This is a genomic window from Pseudoclavibacter helvolus, from assembly GCF_049707175.1.
Classification (GTDB): domain Bacteria; phylum Actinomycetota; class Actinomycetes; order Actinomycetales; family Microbacteriaceae; genus Pseudoclavibacter; species Pseudoclavibacter helvolus_A.
In genome coordinates this window covers 1-19,297 of sequence record NZ_JBNAFM010000001.1, presented here as the reverse complement: position 1 = coordinate 19,297, position 19,297 = coordinate 1, and the positions used below count along the sequence as shown (strand labels likewise).

Annotated in this window: 17 protein-coding genes; 11 read left to right on the top strand and 6 right to left on the bottom strand. The window is 66.7% G+C overall.

Going from position 1 to position 19,297, the window contains the following annotated elements:
- Positions 1-4 precede the first annotated feature (4 nt).
- Entirely contained in the window at positions 5-1,474 is a 1,470-nt protein-coding gene (locus ACPYN9_RS00085) for an MDR family MFS transporter (RefSeq protein WP_424462820.1), read from the top strand.
- Positions 1,475-1,534: 60 nt separating this feature from the next.
- Here the strand turns inward: ACPYN9_RS00085 and ACPYN9_RS00080 are convergent, their stop codons facing one another.
- From ACPYN9_RS00080 to ACPYN9_RS00060, 5 genes are all read right to left on the bottom strand, one after another.
- Positions 1,535-1,822, bottom strand: a complete 288-nt coding sequence (locus ACPYN9_RS00080) for a YciI family protein (RefSeq protein ID WP_424462818.1) — start codon at positions 1,820-1,822, stop codon at positions 1,535-1,537.
- Positions 1,823-1,830: 8 nt separating this feature from the next.
- On the bottom strand, positions 1,831-2,742 hold the full coding sequence (locus ACPYN9_RS00075; protein WP_424462816.1) for a PRC-barrel domain-containing protein: 912 nt from the start codon (positions 2,740-2,742) through the stop codon (positions 1,831-1,833).
- 107 nt (positions 2,743-2,849) lie between these two features.
- On the bottom strand, positions 2,850-3,776 hold the full coding sequence (locus ACPYN9_RS00070) for a DUF4349 domain-containing protein (protein ID WP_424462814.1): 927 nt from the start codon (positions 3,774-3,776) through the stop codon (positions 2,850-2,852).
- 104 nt (positions 3,777-3,880) lie between these two features.
- On the bottom strand, positions 3,881-4,711 hold the full coding sequence (locus ACPYN9_RS00065) for an aldo/keto reductase (RefSeq protein WP_424462812.1): 831 nt from the start codon (positions 4,709-4,711) through the stop codon (positions 3,881-3,883).
- 30 nt (positions 4,712-4,741) lie between these two features.
- Positions 4,742-5,956, bottom strand: coding sequence for an MFS transporter (locus ACPYN9_RS00060; protein ID WP_424462810.1), 1,215 nt, complete (start codon positions 5,954-5,956; stop codon positions 4,742-4,744).
- 331 nt (positions 5,957-6,287) lie between these two features.
- On the opposite strand from ACPYN9_RS00060, the gene nrdH reads away from it, so the two are divergent.
- The 6 genes from nrdH to ACPYN9_RS00030 all read left to right on the top strand — a co-directional run bounded on the left by nrdH (position 6,288) and on the right by ACPYN9_RS00030 (position 11,183).
- Entirely contained in the window at positions 6,288-6,524 is a 237-nt protein-coding gene (gene nrdH, locus ACPYN9_RS00055; RefSeq protein ID WP_424462809.1) for a glutaredoxin-like protein NrdH, read from the top strand.
- Positions 6,525-6,570: 46 nt separating this feature from the next.
- Complete coding sequence (gene nrdI, locus ACPYN9_RS00050) at positions 6,571-7,002, top strand: class Ib ribonucleoside-diphosphate reductase assembly flavoprotein NrdI (protein WP_424462807.1); 432 nt, start codon at positions 6,571-6,573, stop codon at positions 7,000-7,002.
- Positions 6,999-9,125, top strand: coding sequence for a class 1b ribonucleoside-diphosphate reductase subunit alpha (gene nrdE, locus ACPYN9_RS00045; protein WP_424463353.1), 2,127 nt, complete (start codon positions 6,999-7,001; stop codon positions 9,123-9,125). Before nrdI ends, nrdE begins: the two co-directional genes overlap by 4 nt.
- Positions 9,126-9,216: 91 nt before the next feature.
- Entirely contained in the window at positions 9,217-10,200 is a 984-nt protein-coding gene (nrdF, locus tag ACPYN9_RS00040) for a class 1b ribonucleoside-diphosphate reductase subunit beta (RefSeq protein WP_424462805.1), read from the top strand.
- A gap of 213 nt (positions 10,201-10,413) precedes the next feature.
- Positions 10,414-10,575, top strand: a complete 162-nt coding sequence (locus ACPYN9_RS00035) for a hypothetical protein (protein WP_424462803.1) — start codon at positions 10,414-10,416, stop codon at positions 10,573-10,575.
- 101 nt (positions 10,576-10,676) lie between these two features.
- Entirely contained in the window at positions 10,677-11,183 is a 507-nt protein-coding gene (locus tag ACPYN9_RS00030) for a DUF6328 family protein (protein WP_424462801.1), read from the top strand.
- On the opposite strand, the gene ACPYN9_RS00025 is transcribed toward ACPYN9_RS00030, so the two are convergent.
- Complete coding sequence (locus ACPYN9_RS00025; protein WP_424462800.1) at positions 11,180-12,838, bottom strand: metallophosphoesterase; 1,659 nt, start codon at positions 12,836-12,838, stop codon at positions 11,180-11,182. The genes ACPYN9_RS00030 and ACPYN9_RS00025 overlap by 4 nt on opposite strands.
- Positions 12,839-12,899: 61 nt before the next feature.
- Between ACPYN9_RS00025 and ACPYN9_RS00020 the strand changes: the two genes are divergently transcribed.
- The 4 genes from ACPYN9_RS00020 to ACPYN9_RS00005 all read left to right on the top strand — a co-directional run.
- On the top strand, positions 12,900-14,285 hold the full coding sequence (locus tag ACPYN9_RS00020; protein ID WP_424462798.1) for a glutamate decarboxylase: 1,386 nt from the start codon (positions 12,900-12,902) through the stop codon (positions 14,283-14,285).
- Positions 14,286-14,557: 272 nt separating this feature from the next.
- Complete coding sequence (locus ACPYN9_RS00015; RefSeq protein WP_424462797.1) at positions 14,558-16,843, top strand: ABC transporter substrate-binding protein/permease; 2,286 nt, start codon at positions 14,558-14,560, stop codon at positions 16,841-16,843.
- Positions 16,844-16,950: 107 nt separating this feature from the next.
- Positions 16,951-17,655, top strand: coding sequence for an amino acid ABC transporter ATP-binding protein (locus ACPYN9_RS00010; RefSeq protein WP_424463351.1), 705 nt, complete (start codon positions 16,951-16,953; stop codon positions 17,653-17,655).
- 85 nt (positions 17,656-17,740) lie between these two features.
- The coding region (locus tag ACPYN9_RS00005) for a glycoside hydrolase family 13 protein (protein ID WP_424462795.1) at positions 17,741-19,297 on the top strand (1,557 nt) is incomplete at its 3' end.

The window sequence follows — 19,297 nt, the reverse complement described above, 5'->3', positions numbered from 1 at the left end:
CCCGGTGGACACCGTCACTCGCCCTTGGCCCGCCCTCTGGGCTCTCGTCATCGGCTTCTTCATGATCCTGGTCGACTCGACGATCGTGTCGATCGCCAATCCCTCGATCCTGCGCGAGCTGCAGACCGACATCACCGCGGTCATCTGGGTGACGAGCGCCTACCTGCTGAGCTACGCGGTCCCGCTGCTCATCACCGGCCGCCTCGGCGACCGCTTCGGCCCCAAGCGCATCTACCTTGCCGGTCTGGTCGTCTTCACGCTTGCCTCGCTCTGGTGCGGCTTCTCGGGTGACATCGGGATGCTCATCACAGCCCGTGCGGTGCAGGGACTCGGGGCTGCGCTCATGACGCCGCAGACGATGTCGGTGATCACGCGCATCTTCCCGCCGGACCAGCGTGGCGCTGCGATGGGGCTCTGGGGCGCGGTCGCCGGTGTCGCCACCCTTGTCGGCCCGATCCTCGGCGGCTTCCTCGTGGACAGCCTCGGCTGGGAGTGGATCTTTTTCGTCAACGTGCCGGTCGGGATCATCGCGTTCGTGCTGGCGTGGCGCCTCGTGCCCGATCTGGAGACGAAAGCGCACTCGTTCGACTGGCTCGGGGTGGTGCTCAGCGCTGTTGGACTCTTCTTGCTCGTCTTCGGGATTCAGGAGGGGCAGACCTTCGAGTGGGGGCAGATCGTCGGCCCCATCTCGGTGTGGGGCCTCGTCATCGCCGGCGTCGTCGTGCTGGTCGGCTTCGTCGTCTGGCAGCGTTTCAACCGCAAGGAGCCGCTTCTGCCGCTCGGGCTATTCCGCGACCGGAACTTCACTGTCGCGGGCCTCGGCATCTCGGTGCTCGGCCTCGCCATCGTCTCCATGCCGCTCCCGATCGCGTTCTACTTCCAGACCGCGAGGGCGCTCGAGCCGACGCAGGCCGCGCTGATGCTCGTTCCGATGGCCGTGGTGTCTGGGGTCATGGCGCCGGTGGTGGGGCGGTTGACCGACCGGACCGAGCCGCGCTGGATCGCCTTCACGGGCTTCCTGATCGTCGCCGCATCGCTCGCCTGGATGTCGCTGCTCATGACTGCGGACAGACCGCTCTGGCAGCTTCTCATCCCACCCGCGTTCCTCGGGCTCGGCCTCTCCGGTCTCTGGGCTCCGCTCGCGACGAGCGCGACGCGCAACCTGCCGCCCGCGCTTGCCGGGGCCGGCTCCGGGGTCTACAACATGACGAGGCAGGTCGGTTCTGTGCTCGGGTCTGCGGCGATCGCCGCCCTCATCAGCTCGCGACTCGCGTCCGAGCTACCAGGGATGCCCGCCGAGGCGGCAGAGCAGAGCACCGGCGGTCTTCCCGCCGGTGTTGCGGAGGGGTTCTCAACCGCCATGAGCCAGTCGCTGCTGCTCCCGATCGCGGCGTTCCTGGCCGGGGCGGTCATCGTGTTGTTCTTCGAGAAGCCGGGCGTCCCAGCCGAACGACCCGCAGAGGCCCGCGCGTAGACAGCAAAGCCGGTCGCCACAGGTGTGGCGACCGGCTTCGGTGTCGAGTGCTCCGACCCGCTAAGGGACGAAGGGGCCGAAGACCGGGGTCCACTCGTAGACGTCGGTCTGGCGGATGACTCCAACAACCGCGAACGGGTCGTTCGGGATGAGCGCCCGGAGCGTCTCCTCGTCGGGGCTCTCCCAGAGCAGCAGCGCTCCGGCGTGCGGCGCGGCCCACGGTCCTGACGCCTTCAGGATGCCGGCATCCTTCTGCTCGCCGAGCCAGGCTCGGTGCGCAGGACGGTGCTCGTCGCGGGTCGCGTCGGAGTTGTCCTCGTAGTGGTAGATCGTGGCGAAGATGGGCACTGCGTCTCCTAGTTCCGTTCGGTGTTCGTCTGGTCGGTCTGCTCGTCGTCTGGTCGCTGGAAGCTGATCTCTTCCCACTCGGTGACGGTCGGCGCCTCGAACTCGTCGTCGTCGGCGGCGGCCTCGGCGGTGGCGATGAGGCGCGTGTCGTCGTCATCTGCGGTGAGGAGCGGCGCAGCGGTCTCGTGGGCGTCGATGCTCGTCTCGGTGTCAAAGGCGGAGTCGGCGACGGACTCGGCGAGCAGGGCATCCTCGGTCGACGTGACCGTGTCGGTCTCGTCGTCTCCGGCGGCGAAGACGACGGGTGCGCTGCCTGGACGCAGCTCGTCGCCCTCGTCGACGAGGCTCGTGTCAGTGCCGTTCTCGGGCATGCGCCCCGGAACCTCGTAGTGCACGTAGAGGGCATCTTCTTCGGCGGGGCTGAGGTTCTGGTCGACCTCGGTGCTCGGGGCGCTCGTGACCTGCGACTTGGCGTACGGCACCAGGATCCGCTTCTCGTCGAGTTCCGCGAGGTCGAGCGGGATGAAGTACTCCTTGGTGCCGAAGAACCCGGTCTTTACCGTGATCCAGTTGGGGTCGCGAGTCTGATCGTCGAGGTACACCTGTCCGACGCGGCCGATGCGCTCGTCGCCGGGACCGTAGACCGTCGCCTGGAAGATCCTGGTCAGCTTCGCCTCGTGTGCCTTGAGCGCTGCGGCGGCGCTGCTCTCGCCGTCTGCGAGCGAGTGCTCGGGCAACGTCGAGTCGGCACGGTCCTCGGCGGTCTGCGGCGGCTCGATCGGGTCGTCGTCGAGGCCGTCCGACTCGTCGACCGGGGCCGGTTCCTGGTCGGTGACGTCGGCGGCGTCGATGCGGGTGGTGTCGTCGTCGCGCGGCTCGAAATCAGGGTCGAACTTGTTGTTCGTTTCGTCGGCAGCCATGCTGTGCTCCTCGGTCAACGTGGATGTGGCGTGCCGCCCGCGCCTGCGTGCTCGCGAACGACCTGCACAAGACTAGCGATCGTGGCGGTGCGGTGGCCGAGTCGAGGCTAGGAGGCGGTGCTAGGAGGGCTGGTTTCGCCGGACGCGGCGGGAACCTGCGGAGCTCCGGGGTGGGAAGGGCCGGGGTCGGCCTTGGCGCGCCGCTCGGCTCGTCCCGCGGCGCGCCGCACGCTGAGGCGAACGATCAGCCAGGCCGCCGCGGACAGGACGAGCACGAGCGACAGCCCCGGCAGCGCAAAGCCGAGCAGGGTCCAGAACGCCGCAAAGCCGCGCGCTAGGGCCGCGATTCCCTCACGCAGTCCCGCGAGGAACCCGGCGGGCTCGTCGCCCGGTGCGGGGGCGTCGCTGGAGATGGAAATCGACACGGTCGAGTAGGCGACGCTGTCCTCGAGCACTTCCAGCTGGGCACGCAGGCTCTGCAGCTCGCCGGTGCGCTCGGTGAGGCTCGTCTCGATCGCCAGCAGGTCGTCGACGTCGGTGGCGGCGGCGAGCATGGCTCGGAGCGAGGTCACCGAGGCCTCGAGCGTCGCCACGCGAGTGCTCATGTCGGTCGTCTGCAGCGTCACATCGACGGCGGAGGTCTCGACGGACACCACGTCTCCGACATCGCGCAGCTCGGTGATGAAGTCGTCGTAGTCCTCAGCTGGGACGCGCGCCGTCAGCTGCGCCGAGACGACGTCGCCGCCGGTCTCCGATCGAGCCTCGATGCGCCCGTCCCGATTCTCGACGAGCGTCTCCACCTGCTCCCGAGTTCCCGGCACGTCGCTGGCCTGGATCCCGACGTAGCCGGTCGTCACGACGTCGCGGTCCTCGAGCTGCGCATCCGCCATCGGGTTCTGGCCGGAGTACTCCTGCGCGACACCCTGTGGGGCCGACTCGGTCGTGGTTGTGCCGCCGTGAGCGCACCCGGCAAGAAGCAGGGCGCTCATGGCCAGGGCTGTCGCGGCGCCGAGCCGCCGGTGTGAGGTGCGCATACCTGTCATGCAAGCATCTGGCGCGTTTTGCTGCGCTCGGAGTTCCCCGAGAGAGTGCGGCGCTGACTGCTTGGCCGGGGCTCCGGGACGAAGCAGCGGATGCGTCAGAAGAAGAAGTCCGGATCCTTGCCGGTCCGCTCGCCCGACTCAAGCGCCGCGATCACCGCGAGGTCGTCGGCATCCAACGCGAAGTCGAAGACCTCGAGGTTGGAGGCGAGGCGCTCGCGTCGCACGGACTTCGGGATGACCACGTTCCCGAGGTCGAGTTGCCAGCGGAGGACCACCTGAGCGACGGTCTTGCCGTGCTTGGCGGCCACCGCCGCGAGCGTCGGCTCGTCGAGGAGCGTGCCCCTGGCCAGCGGAGACCAGGCTTCCGTGAGGATCCCGTGCTCGCGGTCGTACTGGCGGGTCTCGAGCTGCGGCAACCGGGGATGGAGTTCGATCTGGTTCACCGCAGGCGCCGTACTGGTCTCGGCGGCCAGCCGGTCGAGGTGGTGTCCCTTGAAGTTCGAGACCCCGATCGAGCGCGCGCGGCCGTCGCTGCGGATCTGCTCGAGTGCGCGCCAGGTGTCGACGTACTTATCCTGCGCTGGGGCCGGCCAGTGGATGAGGTACAGGTCGACGTACTCGAGCCCGAGCCTGCCAAGGCTCTCCTCGAACGAAGCGAGGGTCGCGTCGTACCCGTGCCGGTCGTGCCACACCTTGGTCGCCACGAAGAGGTCGGCTCGCTGGGCGCCGCTCTCGGCGATGCCGCGACCGACGCCTCGCTCGTTGTCGTAGAACGCCGCAGTGTCGATGTGCCGGTAGCCGAGTTCGATCGCGTCGACGACGACCCTCGTCGCCTCGAGGTCGGGGACCTTGTAGACGCCGAGCCCCAGCTGCGGGATCTCGAGGCCGTCGTTCATGGTGAGGCTGGGGGAGAGCGGCGTGGTCATGGCGGCCTTTCGTGCGGCGGGGCTGGAGGGCTAGGACGGCGAGTTCAGGATGTCCATGGGCTCAGTGTCTGGTCGAGGGGCGACGTCGGTGCCACGGAGGTCAGGGATGCTGCGCCGCCAGACCAGTGCGACCAGCGCACCGAGGAGTGCGAAGCCGGCGCTGACCAGGAACCCGCCGAGCGAGCCGGCGAGGTCGTTGGCGATGCCGGCGAGGGCAGAGCCGGCCGCCGCCCCGATGAGCTGGCCAGTCGCCATCCAGCCGTACGACTCCGCGCTCTCGCTGAACCGGACGCTGGAGGACACGGCCGAGAAGCTGCCGGAGAAGACCGGGGCGATCCCGAGCCCGCTGATGAAGAACGCCGCACCGAGCCAGACCGGATTTGCCCAGACCAGGGCGAGCGCGATGCCGACGAAGACGATTCCCATGCGGCGCGCGAGCGAAGCCGGAGCCAGCGGCAGGTGGCCGAATGCGAGGCCGCCGACGAGCGATCCGACGGCGAATACGGCGAGGAGGATGCCGGTCTCGGGCCGATCGTGCCCGAACTCGGCGACGACCGCGGCCTCGATGGCCGAGCAGGCGCCGACGAGCAGCGCTCCGATGACCGACATCAGCACGACCACCGGGTTCCGGAGCACTGCCCCGGCCCGCCCGCGGGACTTGGGGATGCGCACCTTGCCGACCTCGGGTGCGGCGACGAACCAGAGACCGCCGAGGAGCAGGATGCCGGCGGCCACCAGGATGCCCGCAGCGGGGGAGATGGTGAAGGCGACGGCGGTGGTGGCCACCGGGCCGATGACCCAGATGACTTCTTGAAGCGAGGCGTCGAGCGAGAAGAGCCTGGAGAGCTGCGCCGCGTTCACGACCTTGGGGTAGATCGTTCGCACGGCAGGGGAGACCGGCGGGATGGTCAGGCCGGCCAGGACTGCCAGGATCGAGGCCTGCCACAGGACCGGCGGCCAGAGCGCGAGCGCGGTGAGGGATAGCGAGCAGGCGACCATCGTGGTGACCAGCACGGGGCGCATGCCCCAGACCGTCATGAGCCTGCCGGCGACCGGGCCGGAGACCGCTTGGCCGATGCTCAGCGCGGCGAGCACGACGCCAGCGGACGTGAAGTTGTCGTAGGTGTCCTCGACGTGCATCAAAATCGCCAGTGAGAGCATGCCTGCGGGGAACCTGGCGACGAGCTGCGAGAGCAGCAGCCGTGCCAGGCCCGGGGTTCTGAGTACAGTCGCGTAGTTCGTCACAGCGCGGACAATCGTACGCCCCGCGCGCAGAATGTCGGTGGCTGGGGACAGACTGTGCACAACCGCCGGAAACCGGTGGAGAAACGCCGGAAACTCGGCCGTTTTCTGTGGAGGACTTGTGGAGAACTACACGGTTGTAACACCGCATCTAGTGGTGGTAGCCTCATCGAGCACAAGATGTAGTGGCCGCAGGAAACTGCGACACAACGGGGGTTCATCCACCTGGCACCGCGTGAAGCTGTCTTCTCAGTCCGCGGAAGACCCGGCGAGACGCTGTCACCGCACTGCACGAATCGCACTCCCCAAAGCACTCAGGAACCAGGAGAAAACCATGGCAATCGCCGTCTACAGCAAGCCGTCATGCGTGCAGTGCACCGCCACCTACCGTGCCCTCGACAAGCAGGGCATCGAGTACGAGATCTTCGATGTTTCCGTCGACGAGAAGGCGCTCCAGACGGTCAAGGAGCTCGGCTACATGCAGGCTCCCGTCGTCATCGCAGGCGACGACCACTGGTCGGGATTCCGGCCCGACAAGATCAGCCAGCTGGCTGCTCTCGCAACGGCCTAGCCGTCGCCGCGCCGTTCTCGTCTCGACTGAAGAAGGGACTGCACCCATGACCGGGCTCATCTACTTCTCGAGCGTCTCCGAGAACACGCACCGCTTCGTCCAGAAGCTCGAGCGGCTAGCGAGCCGCATCCCGCTCTTCCCGAGCGAACCCCAGCTTGTGGCCGACGAGCCCTACGTGCTCATCGTCCCCACCTACGGTGGCGGCGATGGGCGCGGGGCCGTCCCCAAGCAGGTCATCAGATTTCTCAATGAGCCCCGCAATCGCGAGCTCATCCGCGGCGTCATCGCTGGCGGCAACACCAACTTCGGCAAGGGCTACGGCCTGGCAGCCGACATCATCTCCTCGAAGTGCGGCGTTCCCACGCTCTACCGCTTCGAGCTCTTCGGCACGCCAGACGACGTCGCCGCAGTCAACTCTGGATTGGACAGGTTTTGGCAGCAAACACCGCTCTCGACGACGCAGGCGTCATCACGATGAACGCGCCCAGCGCGGCGAACACGCTCGACTACCACTCGCTCAACGCGATGCTGAACCTGTACGACGAGAACGGCCAGATCCAGTTCGACAAGGATCGCGAAGCCGCTCACCAGTACTTCATCCAGCACGTCAACCAGAACACGGTGTTCTTCCACGACCTTGAGGAGCGCCTCGAGTACCTCGTGGAGAACGAGTACTACGAGCCAGAGACGCTCGCGATGTACTCCCACACGTTCATCGAGGGACTCCGCAACCGTCTCTACGCCAAGAAGTTCCGCTTCCCGACCTTCCTCGGCGCGTTCAAGTTCTACACCTCGTACGCACTCAAGACGTTCGACGGCAAGCGCTACCTCGAGCGCTTCGAGGACCGGGTGCTCATGGTCGCACTCGGCCTGGCCCAGGGCGACGAGACGCTCGCGACCTCGCTCGCCGATGAGATGATCGCGGGCCGCTTCCAGCCGGCGACGCCCACGTTCCTCAACACGGGCAAGAAGCAGCGAGGCGAGCTCGTCTCCTGCTTCCTGCTCCGCATCGAGGACAACATGGAGTCCATCGGCCGATCCATCAACTCTGCGCTCCAGCTCTCCAAGCGTGGTGGCGGTGTCGCCTTCAACCTCTCGAACATTCGTGAGTCTGGGGCGCCGATCAAGCAGATCCAGAACCAGTCGTCGGGCATCATCCCGATCATGAAGCTGCTGGAAGACTCCTTCTCCTACGCCAACCAGCTCGGCGCGCGTCAGGGCGCTGGTGCGGTGTACCTCAACGTGCACCACCCCGACATCATGCGCTTCCTCGACACCAAGCGTGAGAACGCCGACGAGAAGATCCGCATCAAGACCCTCTCGCTGGGGGTCGTCGTCCCCGACATCACGTTTGAGCTCGCCAAGCGCGGCGAGGACATGTACCTCTTCTCTCCGTACGACGTCGAGCGCGTCTACGGAAAGCCGTTCGGCGACATCTCGGTCACCGAGAAGTACTACGAGATGGTCGACGACGCTCGCATCCACAAGACGAAGATCAGCGCTCGACAGCTGTTCCAGACCCTTGCCGAGATCCAGTTCGAGTCGGGCTACCCGTACATCATGTACGAGGACACGGTGAACCGCGCCAACCCGATCGACGGCCGCATCAACATGTCGAACCTGTGCTCGGAGATCCTCCAGGTCAACTCGCCGACCACCTACACCGACGACCTCGGCTACGAGACCATCGGCAACGACATCTCGTGCAACCTCGGCTCGATGAACATCGCGGCCGCCATGGACTCGCGTGACCTCGCGACTGCAGTGGAGACCGCCATCCGCGGACTCACCGCCGTGAGCGACATGAGCCACATCGCGTCGGTGCCCTCCATCGCGAAGGGCAACGACGAGTCGCACGCCATCGGCCTCGGCCAGATGAACCTGCACGGCTTCCTCGGTCGTGAGCGCATCTTCTACGGCTCGGAGGAGGCGCTCGACTTCACGAACATGTACTTCTACACGGTCGTGTTCCACGCCATCCGCGCCTCGAACCTGATCGCCACCGAGCGCGGCCGTTCGTTCGCCGGCTTCGAGCGTTCGGCGTACGCCACTGGCGAGTTCTTCGACAAGTACATCGACGTCGAGTGGGCGCCCAAGACCGAGCGCGTCCGCGAGCTCTTCGAGGGCATGCACATCCCGACCCAGGCCGACTGGGCAGAACTGCGCGAGCTCGTGCAGCAGCACGGCATGTACAACCGCAACCTGCAGGCCGTCCCGCCGACGGGCTCGATCAGCTACATCAACCACTCGACGTCATCGATCCACCCGATCGCGTCGAAGATCGAGATCCGCAAGGAAGGCAAGCTCGGCCGCGTCTACTACCCGGCCCCGTACCTGTCGAACGACAACCTCGAGTACTTCGAGGACGCGTACGAGATCGGCTACGAGAAGATCATCGACACCTACGCCGAGGCGACGCAGCACGTCGACCAGGGCCTGTCGCTGACGCTCTTCTTCAAGGACACGGCAACGACCCGCGACATCAACCGCGCGCAGATCTACGCGTGGAAGAAGGGCATCAAGACGATCTACTACATTCGTCTTCGTCAGCTCGCGCTCGAGGGCACCGAGGTCGACGGCTGCGTCAGCTGCATGCTCTGATCCGGTGGGGCCGTGCTTCGGCCCCACCGGCCCCTCGGGCGAGTTGTCCGCCCATCCACGCACGACCGCGACAGAAAAGAACTCCACGCACATGAACCCGCAGGCTGAGACGAGCCACCTCCTCGACAAGGTGCAGGCGATCAACTGGAACCGCATCCCAGACGAAAAGGATGTCGAGGTCTGGAACCGACTCGTCAACAACTTCTGGCTGCCGGAGAAGGTGCCGCTGTCGAACGACGTGCAGTCGTGGAACACACTCACGCCCGCTGAGCAGACGCTCACCATGCGCGTCTTCACCGGGCTCACGCTGCTCGACACCATCCAGGGCACGGTCGGCGCGGTCAGGCTCATCCCGGACTCGTTGACGCCGCACGAGGAAGCCGTCTACACGAACATCGCGTTTATGGAGTCGGTGCACGCGAAGAGCTACTCGTCGATCTTCTCGACGCTCGCGAACACCCCGCAGATCGACGACGCGTTCCGCTGGTCGACGGAGAACGAGAATCTGCAGCGCAAGGCGCAGATCGTCATGAACTACTACCACGGCAACGACCCGCTCAAGCGGAAGATCGCGTCGACGCTGCTGGAGTCGTTCCTGTTCTACTCGGGCTTCTACCTGCCCATGTACTGGTCGAGCCACGCGAAGCTCACCAACACGGCCGACCTCATCCGCCTCATCATCCGCGACGAGGCCGTGCACGGCTACTACATCGGCTACAAGTTCCAGAAGGGGCTCGAACTCGTCGACGAGGCGAAGCGCCAGGAGCTCAAGGACTACACGTTCGAGCTGCTGTTCGAGCTCTACGAGAACGAGGTGCAGTACACGCACGACCTCTACGACGAAGTCGGCCTGGCCGAGGACGTCAAGAAGTTCCTGCACTACAACGCCAACAAGGCGCTCATGAACCTCGGCTACGAGCCCATGTTCCCTTCGAGCGTCACTGATGTGAACCCGGCGATCCTCTCGGCGCTCTCGCCGAACGCCGACGAGAACCACGACTTCTTCTCCGGGTCGGGTTCCTCCTACGTCATCGGGAAGGCCGTCAACACGGAAGACGAGGACTGGGACTTCTAAACCCCGACCTCACCAGCTGCATCATCGAGGCGGCGCTGACCGGACACCGGTCAGTGCCGCCTCGAGGCGTCTCTACCCTCGCGGCAAGCTCCAAGCCGCCCAGGGGTCTGCCTCCTCACGGAGCGGACGTCTCGCGCGCTACGCTCTGGGCAGCGGCACCCGCCGCACGAGGGCGAGCACGGCTTCCCCCGAGCACGATCAGAGGAGACCCTGATGGGACACGACAAGAACGAAGAGCTGCGCGAAGAGCACGAGCACCAGGAAGCGCACCGCCAGGAACGCCGCGACGAGGCTTTCGAGTCGGGCGACGGAGCCGTCGACGACGAGGGCTCGCAGGACCGCCGCCGACAGGACGGCGTCAGCGACCTTTCCTGAACGCTGAGCCCGGCGCGGGCGCAACACGCGACCCGCGCCGGGCACCCCACCGCACACGCAACGACACCGACACACCTCGAGACACGCAGGACACACAGGCCATGGGCGACGACGATGTCACCACTGCCCGAGATGACGGGCGCGATGAGAGTCCCAACGAGCGGTACGACCGCAACTGGAACGAGCTCATGCAGGAGTTTCGCGTGCTGCAGACCGGCACGCAGATCATGGCTGGCTTCCTGCTGACGCTCCCGTTCCAGCAGCGCTTCACCGAGCTGGGCCCGTTCGACCACATCCTTTACCTGTGCCTGGTCATCTTCGCCGTCGTGGTGACCCTCTTCGCCCTCGCGCCGGTGATGCTGCACCGACTCCTCTTCCGCGAGGGAGCGAAAGCACAGCTCGTGCAGTCGGCAAGCATCATCCTCATTGTGTGCCTCGCCGCCGCGACGCTCCTCTTCGTCGGCATCGTGCTGTTCGTCTTCGACTTCGTCGTGTCGCCCACCGCCGGCCTGTGGGCCGGGGGAGCGGTTGCCCTCCTCGCGGTGCTGCTCTGGACCCTCGGCCCGCGGTGGCTGCGCAACGCTCGCGACCGCGCAGCTCACACCTAACCGAGGGCGAACTCGTCGAAGAGCTCAGCCCTCACCCCGGGCGTGCGCGCGTCGAAGACGTAGCTCTCGACCTTCGCGCCCGCATCCGCTGCAACGGTCAAGATGCTGAAGACGCTCAGGTCAGCGTCGGCGACGTAGGGGAGCGGCCGGTCGTCGGCTCCACGCCGCGGGCTCACCGACGGCACGACCGGGGCGAGGCCACCCGGATCGCCTTGCGGCAGCACCTCGTGGCGGTTCCAACGTCGCGGCGGTCGCGCCCGCCGACGCCCGCTGCTGCGGTCGAAGGCTCCGTGCGTGCTGCCAGCATGGGACGTCTCCAGGTAGTTGACGCCGGACTCAGACACGAATCTCGACCACAGATGCGAATGCCCGCCCACGACGAGCTCCACCCCGGAAGCCTCGAGCAGCGGCGCGACATCGCGGAGCAGGATGTTCTCGGCAGCTGGGTAGTCGTAGCGGATGCCGTGCAGCACTCCATCGGAGCCACGCTCCTCGAGGCGCACAGGGTGCGCGAACTGCGGCATGGCGTTGACCCCGATGCTGTGCGGACTCTCATGCATGACCACGACGCGCAGGCGGGCCTCGCGGAACTCCGGACTCGACAGCTCCCGGCGAAGCCACTCGTACTGCTCGCTGCCCGCCGCGAGATCGTCGATGATGTGCGAACCGTAGCGCTGGCCGAGCACATCCCCGAGCACTCGGAACGCTTCCTGGTACCTGCTCGACACGAATCGATCCTCGGGGTCGTCGTCGGCGCGCTCCGATCGCCAGACGCGCGCGGCGCTCAACGCGACCACCCGCACGCCGCCGATGCTGACCGCGTAGTAGTGGGCGCCCGAGGGTGAGGGGAAGAGAGCCTCGTAATTCGACAGGCTGAGGCCTTCTGGGCAGACGGCGCGCGGCAGTGCGCCCTCGAAGGACTCCGCCAGCATCGCACCAGCTTCTCGCCGTCCCTGGACCTCGTGATTGCCGACAACGGGAAAGATCGGGGTGTTCGGCAGGATGCCGCGCATCGAGGGGAAGAACGCCGAGCCCCGTGCGTCGTCGAACCACTCCGACGCCCGGTCCGGAACGTTCACGAAGTCACCGGCGTACAGCACCGCATCGAATCGCCCCGCGATGGCGGTCGCCTGCCGCATCGCCTCCGGCACCGCGTCGCCGAGCTGGTGATCGCTGGTCAGCAGGAAACGGAGCACCGGCGCCCCCTCGGGCGGCGAAGCACTGAGGCGCGCGACCTCGGAGGCGACCCCGGAGCTGACGACCCGGTAGGCGTAGTCGCGGCCCTGCGCGAGGCCGGTGGCCCTCGCCGTGACGCGCCACACCTCGCGTGGCACCGTCACCTCAGCCTCGAGCGCCTGCCGGAGGCCGGTCAGGCCCGGTGGGAGGGCGCTCTCGCGGTCCTCGGCCATGGCCGAGAGGCGCACGCTCACCGCATCCACCGCCACTACGCCCGGCACCAGCTGGCCGAGATCGACGCTCCGCAGTTGCGCGGGCGTCAGCTTCGCGAGGCGCGGAGCGACGTCGACTGGGCCGAAGACGAGGCGGCTGAGCTCGGGTCGCCGGTCCGTCACCCAGGCCACGCCGACACTCGACTCGTCGGGCAGGAGCAGGTACGGCTCGCAGAGCATGCCAAGCTCACCATCACGCTGTGTCATCTCGCCATCGCCCCCGCGTCCGACTCTTGCGGCGAACCCCGCCAGTGGCCAGAGTAATCACATGAGCATCCCCGTGACCCCCACATCCGGCGAAAATCCTCCGACGATCTTCAGCAGTGCCGACGAGCTCGCGCCGCTGCCCAAGCTGACGCTGCCGAAGAACGGCGCACGGAGCGAGGTCGCCTACCAGCTGGTCAGAGACGACGCGATGCTGGATGGCAATGCCAGGCAGAACCTGGCCACCTTCGTGAGCACCTACATGGACGAACACGCCGACCGCCTCTACTCGGAGACGTTCGACAAGAACATCGTCGATAAGGACGAGTACCGGCGCACCGCCGAGATCGAGCAGCGCTGTTGGAAGATGATCGCGAACCTCTGGCACGTACCCGACGTGACGAAGGCGATCGGCACGAGCACCGTCGGCTCCTCCGAGGCGGCCATGCTCGCCGGCCTGGCCCTCAAGAAGCGCTGGGCTGCCGCCCGTAAGGCGAAGGGCCAGTCAACGGATGCGCCGAACATCGTGCTCTCGAGCGCCGTGCAGGTGTGCTGGGAGAAGTTCTGCGTCTACTGGGACGTGGAGGCGCGCTTCGTGCCCATCGACGACGCGCATCCGACTCTCTCCGGGGACCAGCTCGACGCCGTCGTCGACGAGAACACCATCGGCGTCGTCGCAATCATGGGCGTGACCTACACGGGAGCGTACGAGCCAGTGAAGGAAATCTCGGACGCGCTCGACAAGATTCAGGCGGCGCGAGGACTCGACATCCCCGTGCACGTCGACGGCGCATCCGGGGCCATGATCGCGCCGTTCCTCAACCAGGACCTCGACTGGGACTTCCGCGTCGACCGGGTCGTGTCGATCAACACGTCCGGACACAAGTACGGGCTGGTCTACCCCGGCCTCGGATGGGTGGTGTGGCGCGACGTCGATCTCGTGCCGCCAGAGCTGATCTTCCGCGTCAGCTATCTCGGCGGCGACATCCCCACGCTCACGCTCAACTTCTCGCGCCCCGGCGCGCAGGTGCTGCTGCAGTACTACCAGTTCCTGCACCTCGGCTTCTCCGGGTACGAGCGCGTCCAGCGCGCGACGATGGACGTCGCCCAGTTCCTGGCGCAGGAGATCGACGCGATGGACGAGTTCACCCTGTTCAACCGCCAACTCGATATCCCCGTGTTCGCCTGGCAGCGCACCGACGTCGGCGGTGACTGGACACTCGCGGACGTCTCCGACCGGCTCCGCATGACCGGCTGGCTCGTGCCGTCCTACCCGCTGCCCGACAATCTCAGCGATCGACTGGTCCAGCGCATCGTGGTTCGCAACGGGCTCGGTCGTGACCTTGCGGGCGACCTCCTTGGAGACCTGCGCGCGGCGGTCCGTGACCTGGAGTCGGGGGCGGCGGGCCGCTCCGCTGCGACCGACAGCGCTCGAGGCTTCGCGCACTGACACCGAACCCGGTCCACGCGGCTCGCGGGATGCGCACGTCAAGGCGCATCCCGTGGGCTGAGAACGCGTGTTCGCTTGGGCGTGCGAAAACATCACAAGCCGAACACGATCTGGAGATCGTGTCATTCAGCAGACTCTCAGGCCGGTAGCGTTGCGCTCACAATTCGGTTGAGGCGATCTGCGTCAGCCGACAGACCGGCGGACGCGGGGGCGGCGCCGGGATCCGACAGGTTCCAACGCTGCTCCAGGGTCTGCCCTGGCCGAGGAGCACGATGCGAACTTCGCTCACCTCACTCCTGCAACGAGTCGCAGACTCACGAAACCAAGTCCTGTCCGTCATCGCAGTAGCACTGCTGCTGCTGCTGACCGGCGGTGCCATCGCGGGAACCGCCCAGGCGGCCACGATCGGCAAGAGCTCGGTCGAGGGACAGACCTACACCATCGCCACCGACACCACGTGGGCGCCGTTCGAGTTCGAGATCGACGGCGAGCTGCGCGGCATCGACATGGACCTCATCAACGCCATCGCGGATGATCAGGGCTTCAACGTCGAGATCAAGTCGCTTGGCTTCGACGGCGCGCTGCAAGCTGTGCAGACCAACGCCGTCGACGGCATGATCGCCGGCATGTCCATCACGGACGAGCGAAAGGGCACGTTCGACTTCTCGAACCCCTACTTCGACTCGGGCATCCAGATGGCCGTCGCGAAGAACAACAACGACATCACTTCCTACGAGGATCTCGCAGGCAAGACGGTCGCCGCGAAGAACGGCACCGAGGGCTTCACCTTCGCCGAGACGCTCGGCAAGGAGATCGGCTTCACCGTCACTGGCTTCCAGGACGCGTCCGACGCCTTCAATGACGTGACGAGCGGCAACTCGGTCGCGGTCTTCGACGACTTCCCGATCCTCCAGTACGGCATCGAGACTGGCGAGATCAACCTCAAGACGGTCACCGAGCCCGAGCGTGCGTCGTCGTACGGCTTCGCCGTCAACAAGGGGCAGAACGCAGAACTCCGCGAGGCCTTCAACGAGGGCCTCAAGAACGTCGTCGAGAACGGCGTCTACCAGGGCATCCTCGACGAGTACCTCGGCGATGGCGCGCCTGACGCGACCAAGATCTCCGGCGGCGTCGTCACCCTCGGCAACGAGGTCATCGAGGACGATGGCCCTGGCACGCTGCCCAAGAACCCGCTCTTCGCCGTCGACACCCCGAAGGACAAGGGCTCGTACGTCATCGCGACGGACAACACCTACGCGCCGTTCGAGTTCGAGCAGAACGGCGAGCTCCTCGGCATCGACATGGACCTGATCCGCGCGATCGCCGCGAACCAGGGCTTCGAGATCGACATCAGGCCCCTCGGCTTCGACGCCGCACTCCAGGCCGTCCAGTCTGGCCAGGCCGACGGCATCATCGCCGGCATGACCATCACCGACGAGCGCAAGCAGGTCTTCGACTTCTCGGAGCCCTACTTCACGTCGGGCGTGCAGATGGCCGTCAAGGACGGCGACACGAGCATCACCGGCTACGAGGACCTGGCAGGCAAGAACGTTGCCGTCAAGACCGGCACCGTCGGCGCCTCCACGGCCGAAGAGCTCTCGAGCGAGTACGGCTTCACCATCCGCACGTTCTCTGACACCGCCGACATGATCGCGGAAGTGCAGACCGGCAACTCGGTCGCGCTGTTCGAGGACTTCCCGGTGCTCCAGTACGGCATCCAGCAGGGTAACGGCCTCATGACGGTCACCGACCCGATCGAGGGTGGCGAGTACGGCTTCGCGGTGCTCAAGGGCCAGAACGCCGAGCTCCTCGAGATGTTCGACGCCGGCCTCGCCAACGCCGAAGACACGGGCGTGCTCGACACCATCAACGACCGCTACCTTGGCAGCGAGGAGGAGGCGGGCCAGATCGGCTTCTTCGAGCTCGTCGCAGCCGCCTTCCCGTCGCTGATGCTGGGCCTCGGCTACACGCTGCTGGCGACCGCGCTCTCGCTGGTCTTCGCCATGATCCTGGGCCTCGCATTCGGCTTCCTGAAGATCTCGAAGAACATGGTGCTGCGCGGCATCGCCTCGACGTACGTCAACATCTTCCGAGGCACCCCGGTGCTGGTGCAGGCGTTCTTCTTCTACTTCGGTGTGCCAGCCGTGACGGGCGTCTCGCTCGACGCGCTGACAGCCGGTGTGATCACGCTGAGCCTCAACGCCGGTGCGTACATCACGGAGACCGTGCGCTCGGGCATCCAGTCGGTCGACCCCGGCCAAATGGAAGCCGCTCGCTCGCTCGGTCTGAGCCGAGGCAAGTCGATGCGTCGCGTCGTGCTGCCGCAGGCGTTCAAGATCATGACGCCGTCGCTCATCAACCAGTTCATCATCACGCTGAAGGACACGTCGCTGCTGTCGGTCCTCGGCTTCGCTGAGCTCACCTACCAGGGCCGCATCGTCATCGCCTCGACCTTCCGGTCGTTCGAGATCTGGCTCGTCGTCGGTGTGCTCTACTTCGTCGTCATCTACCTGCTGACGATCCTCTCCAACTACGTCGACAAGAGGTTCAACAAATGAGTGACGTGAACAACTCGAAGTCGGATGCACCCGCAACGGAGCAGACGCCATTCACCGGACGCTTCGACGCCGTCAACTCGGGCAAGCCTCGCGTGCGCGTCGTCGAAATGCACAAGTCGTTCGGCCCCGTCGAGGTGCTCAAGGGCATCGACCTCGAGATCGCCAACGGCGAGGTCATCGCGATCATCGGCCCTTCCGGGTCCGGAAAGTCGACGCTGCTTCGCTGCCTGAACCGCCTCGAGGAAGTCACCAAGGGCCATGTCTTCGTCGACGACGACGACATCACCGCCCCGAAGACGAACCTCGACAAGGTGCGGCAGCGCATCGGCATGGTGTTCCAGCACTTCAACCTCTTCCCGCACATGACGGTGCTGGAGAACGTCACGCTGGCGCCGCGCGAGATCAAGAACGTCTCGAAGGAGGCGGCCAACAAGCGCGGTGAGGAACTGCTGCGCCGAGTCGGTCTCGACCACCTCATGGACCGCCGTCCCGCCCAGCTCTCGGGTGGCCAGAAGCAGCGGGTGGCCATTGCCCGCGCGCTGGCGATGGACCCGGAGATCATGCTCTTCGACGAGGCGACCAGCGCCCTCGACCCTGAGATGGTCGGCGAGGTGCTTCAGGTCATTCGCGATCTCGCGAAGTCGGGCATGACGATGGCCCTGGTCACGCATGAGATGGGCTTCGCCCGCGAAGTCGCAGACCGCGTGGTCTTCATGGCAGACGGGAAGATCGTCGAAATGGGCTCGCCCGACGAGCTCTTCGGCAACCCGAAGGAGTCGCGCACGCAGGACTTCCTCGGCAAGGTGCTGTAGCCGCCGCGGCACCGCCCGGTACCGGAATGCGCACTGCCCTCTCTCCCATGGACAGGGGGCAGTGCGCATCCACTAGCCTTGCGTGGTGACGCTCAACGATGCACCCGCAGCAGCCCAAATCGCCGACGACTCGACGCCAGGTTCGGAGTGGTGGCGGTCCGCCGTCATCTACCAGGTCTACCCGCGTTCGTTCGCGGACGGCACCGGCGACGGCATCGGCGATCTCGCCGGCGTGACCGCGCGCATCCCGGATCTCGCCGACCTCGGCATCGACGCCATCTGGCTCTCCCCGTTCTACCCGTCGCCGCTCAACGACGCCGGGTACGACGTCGCCGACTACTGCGACGTCGACCCGGTCTTCGGCAGCCTCGACGAGTTCAACCTGATGCTCGCCGCGGCCCACGCGCGGGGCATCCGGATCATCGTGGACATCGTCCCCAACCACTCGTCGTCGGAGCACGCCTGGTTCAAGGCCGCCATCGCGGCCGGGCCTGGAAGCCCGGAGCGAGCCCGCTACCTGTTCCGCGACGGCAAGGGCGAGCACGGTGAGCTGCCGCCGAACAACTGGCAGTCACTCTTCGGCGGTCCAGCCTGGACTCGCCTCACGGAAGCGGACGGCACTCCAGGCCAGTGGTACCTGCACCTCTTCGACTCGACGCAGCCCGACTTCGACTGGTCAAACCCGGTCGTGCATCAGGACTTCGAGGCCATCCTGCGCTTCTGGCTCGACCGCGGCGTCGACGGCTTCCGAATCGACGTCGCGCACGGCCTCGCGAAAGAAGAAGGCCTCCCGGACTACATTCCTGTTGAGAGCAACCTGCCCATCGTCGGCGACCCGCGCACCCCCTACCTCGGCCAGGAGGCCGTGCACGAGATCTTCCGCGCCTGGCACCTCGTCGCCGCCGAGTACGACGGCGACCGGGTCCTGTGCGGCGAGGCGTGGCTGCCGAGCGTCGAGGAGATGGCCGAGTGGGTTCGCCCGGGCCAACTGCACCAGACCTTCAACTTCGCGTACCTGCGGGCGCCGTGGGACGCGGCGGGCCAGCGGGAAGTCGTGACGCGCTCGATCGCCGCGTTCGCCGCATCCGGTGCCCCGAGCACCTGGGTGCTGTCAAACCACGACACAGTGCGGCACGCGACCCGTCTCGCGCTGACCGAGCCGAACGCGCACGGTGCCGGCGTGGGGCCGAAGACGCCCGGCCAGCCCGACCCGATCGTGGGGGAGCGACGGGCCCGCGCCGCGACGGCCCTCATGCTGGGGCTGCCTGGCTCGAGCTACCTCTACCAGGGCGAGGAACTCGGGCTGCCCGATGTCATCGATCTTGCCGACGAGGCCCGCCAGGACCCCATCTTCATTCGCTCCGAAGGCGAGCTGTACGGCCGCGATGGCTGCCGCGTCCCGATCCCGTGGTCCGCTGAGGGCGACAGCTACGGGTTCAGCTCGACCGGGGCGTCGTGGCTGCCGCAGCCCGAGCTGTGGGCGAAGCTCGCGCGGAGCGAGCAGGAGCACGACCCGGCCTCGACCCTGAACCTCTACCGGTCGCGGGGGGGGCGGGGCCCCGCGCCCCCCCGGGGGGGGGGCCCCCCCCGCCCGCCCCCCACGCTCGCTGGCTGGGGGCCTTTTGTGGGGGGGGGGGGCGCC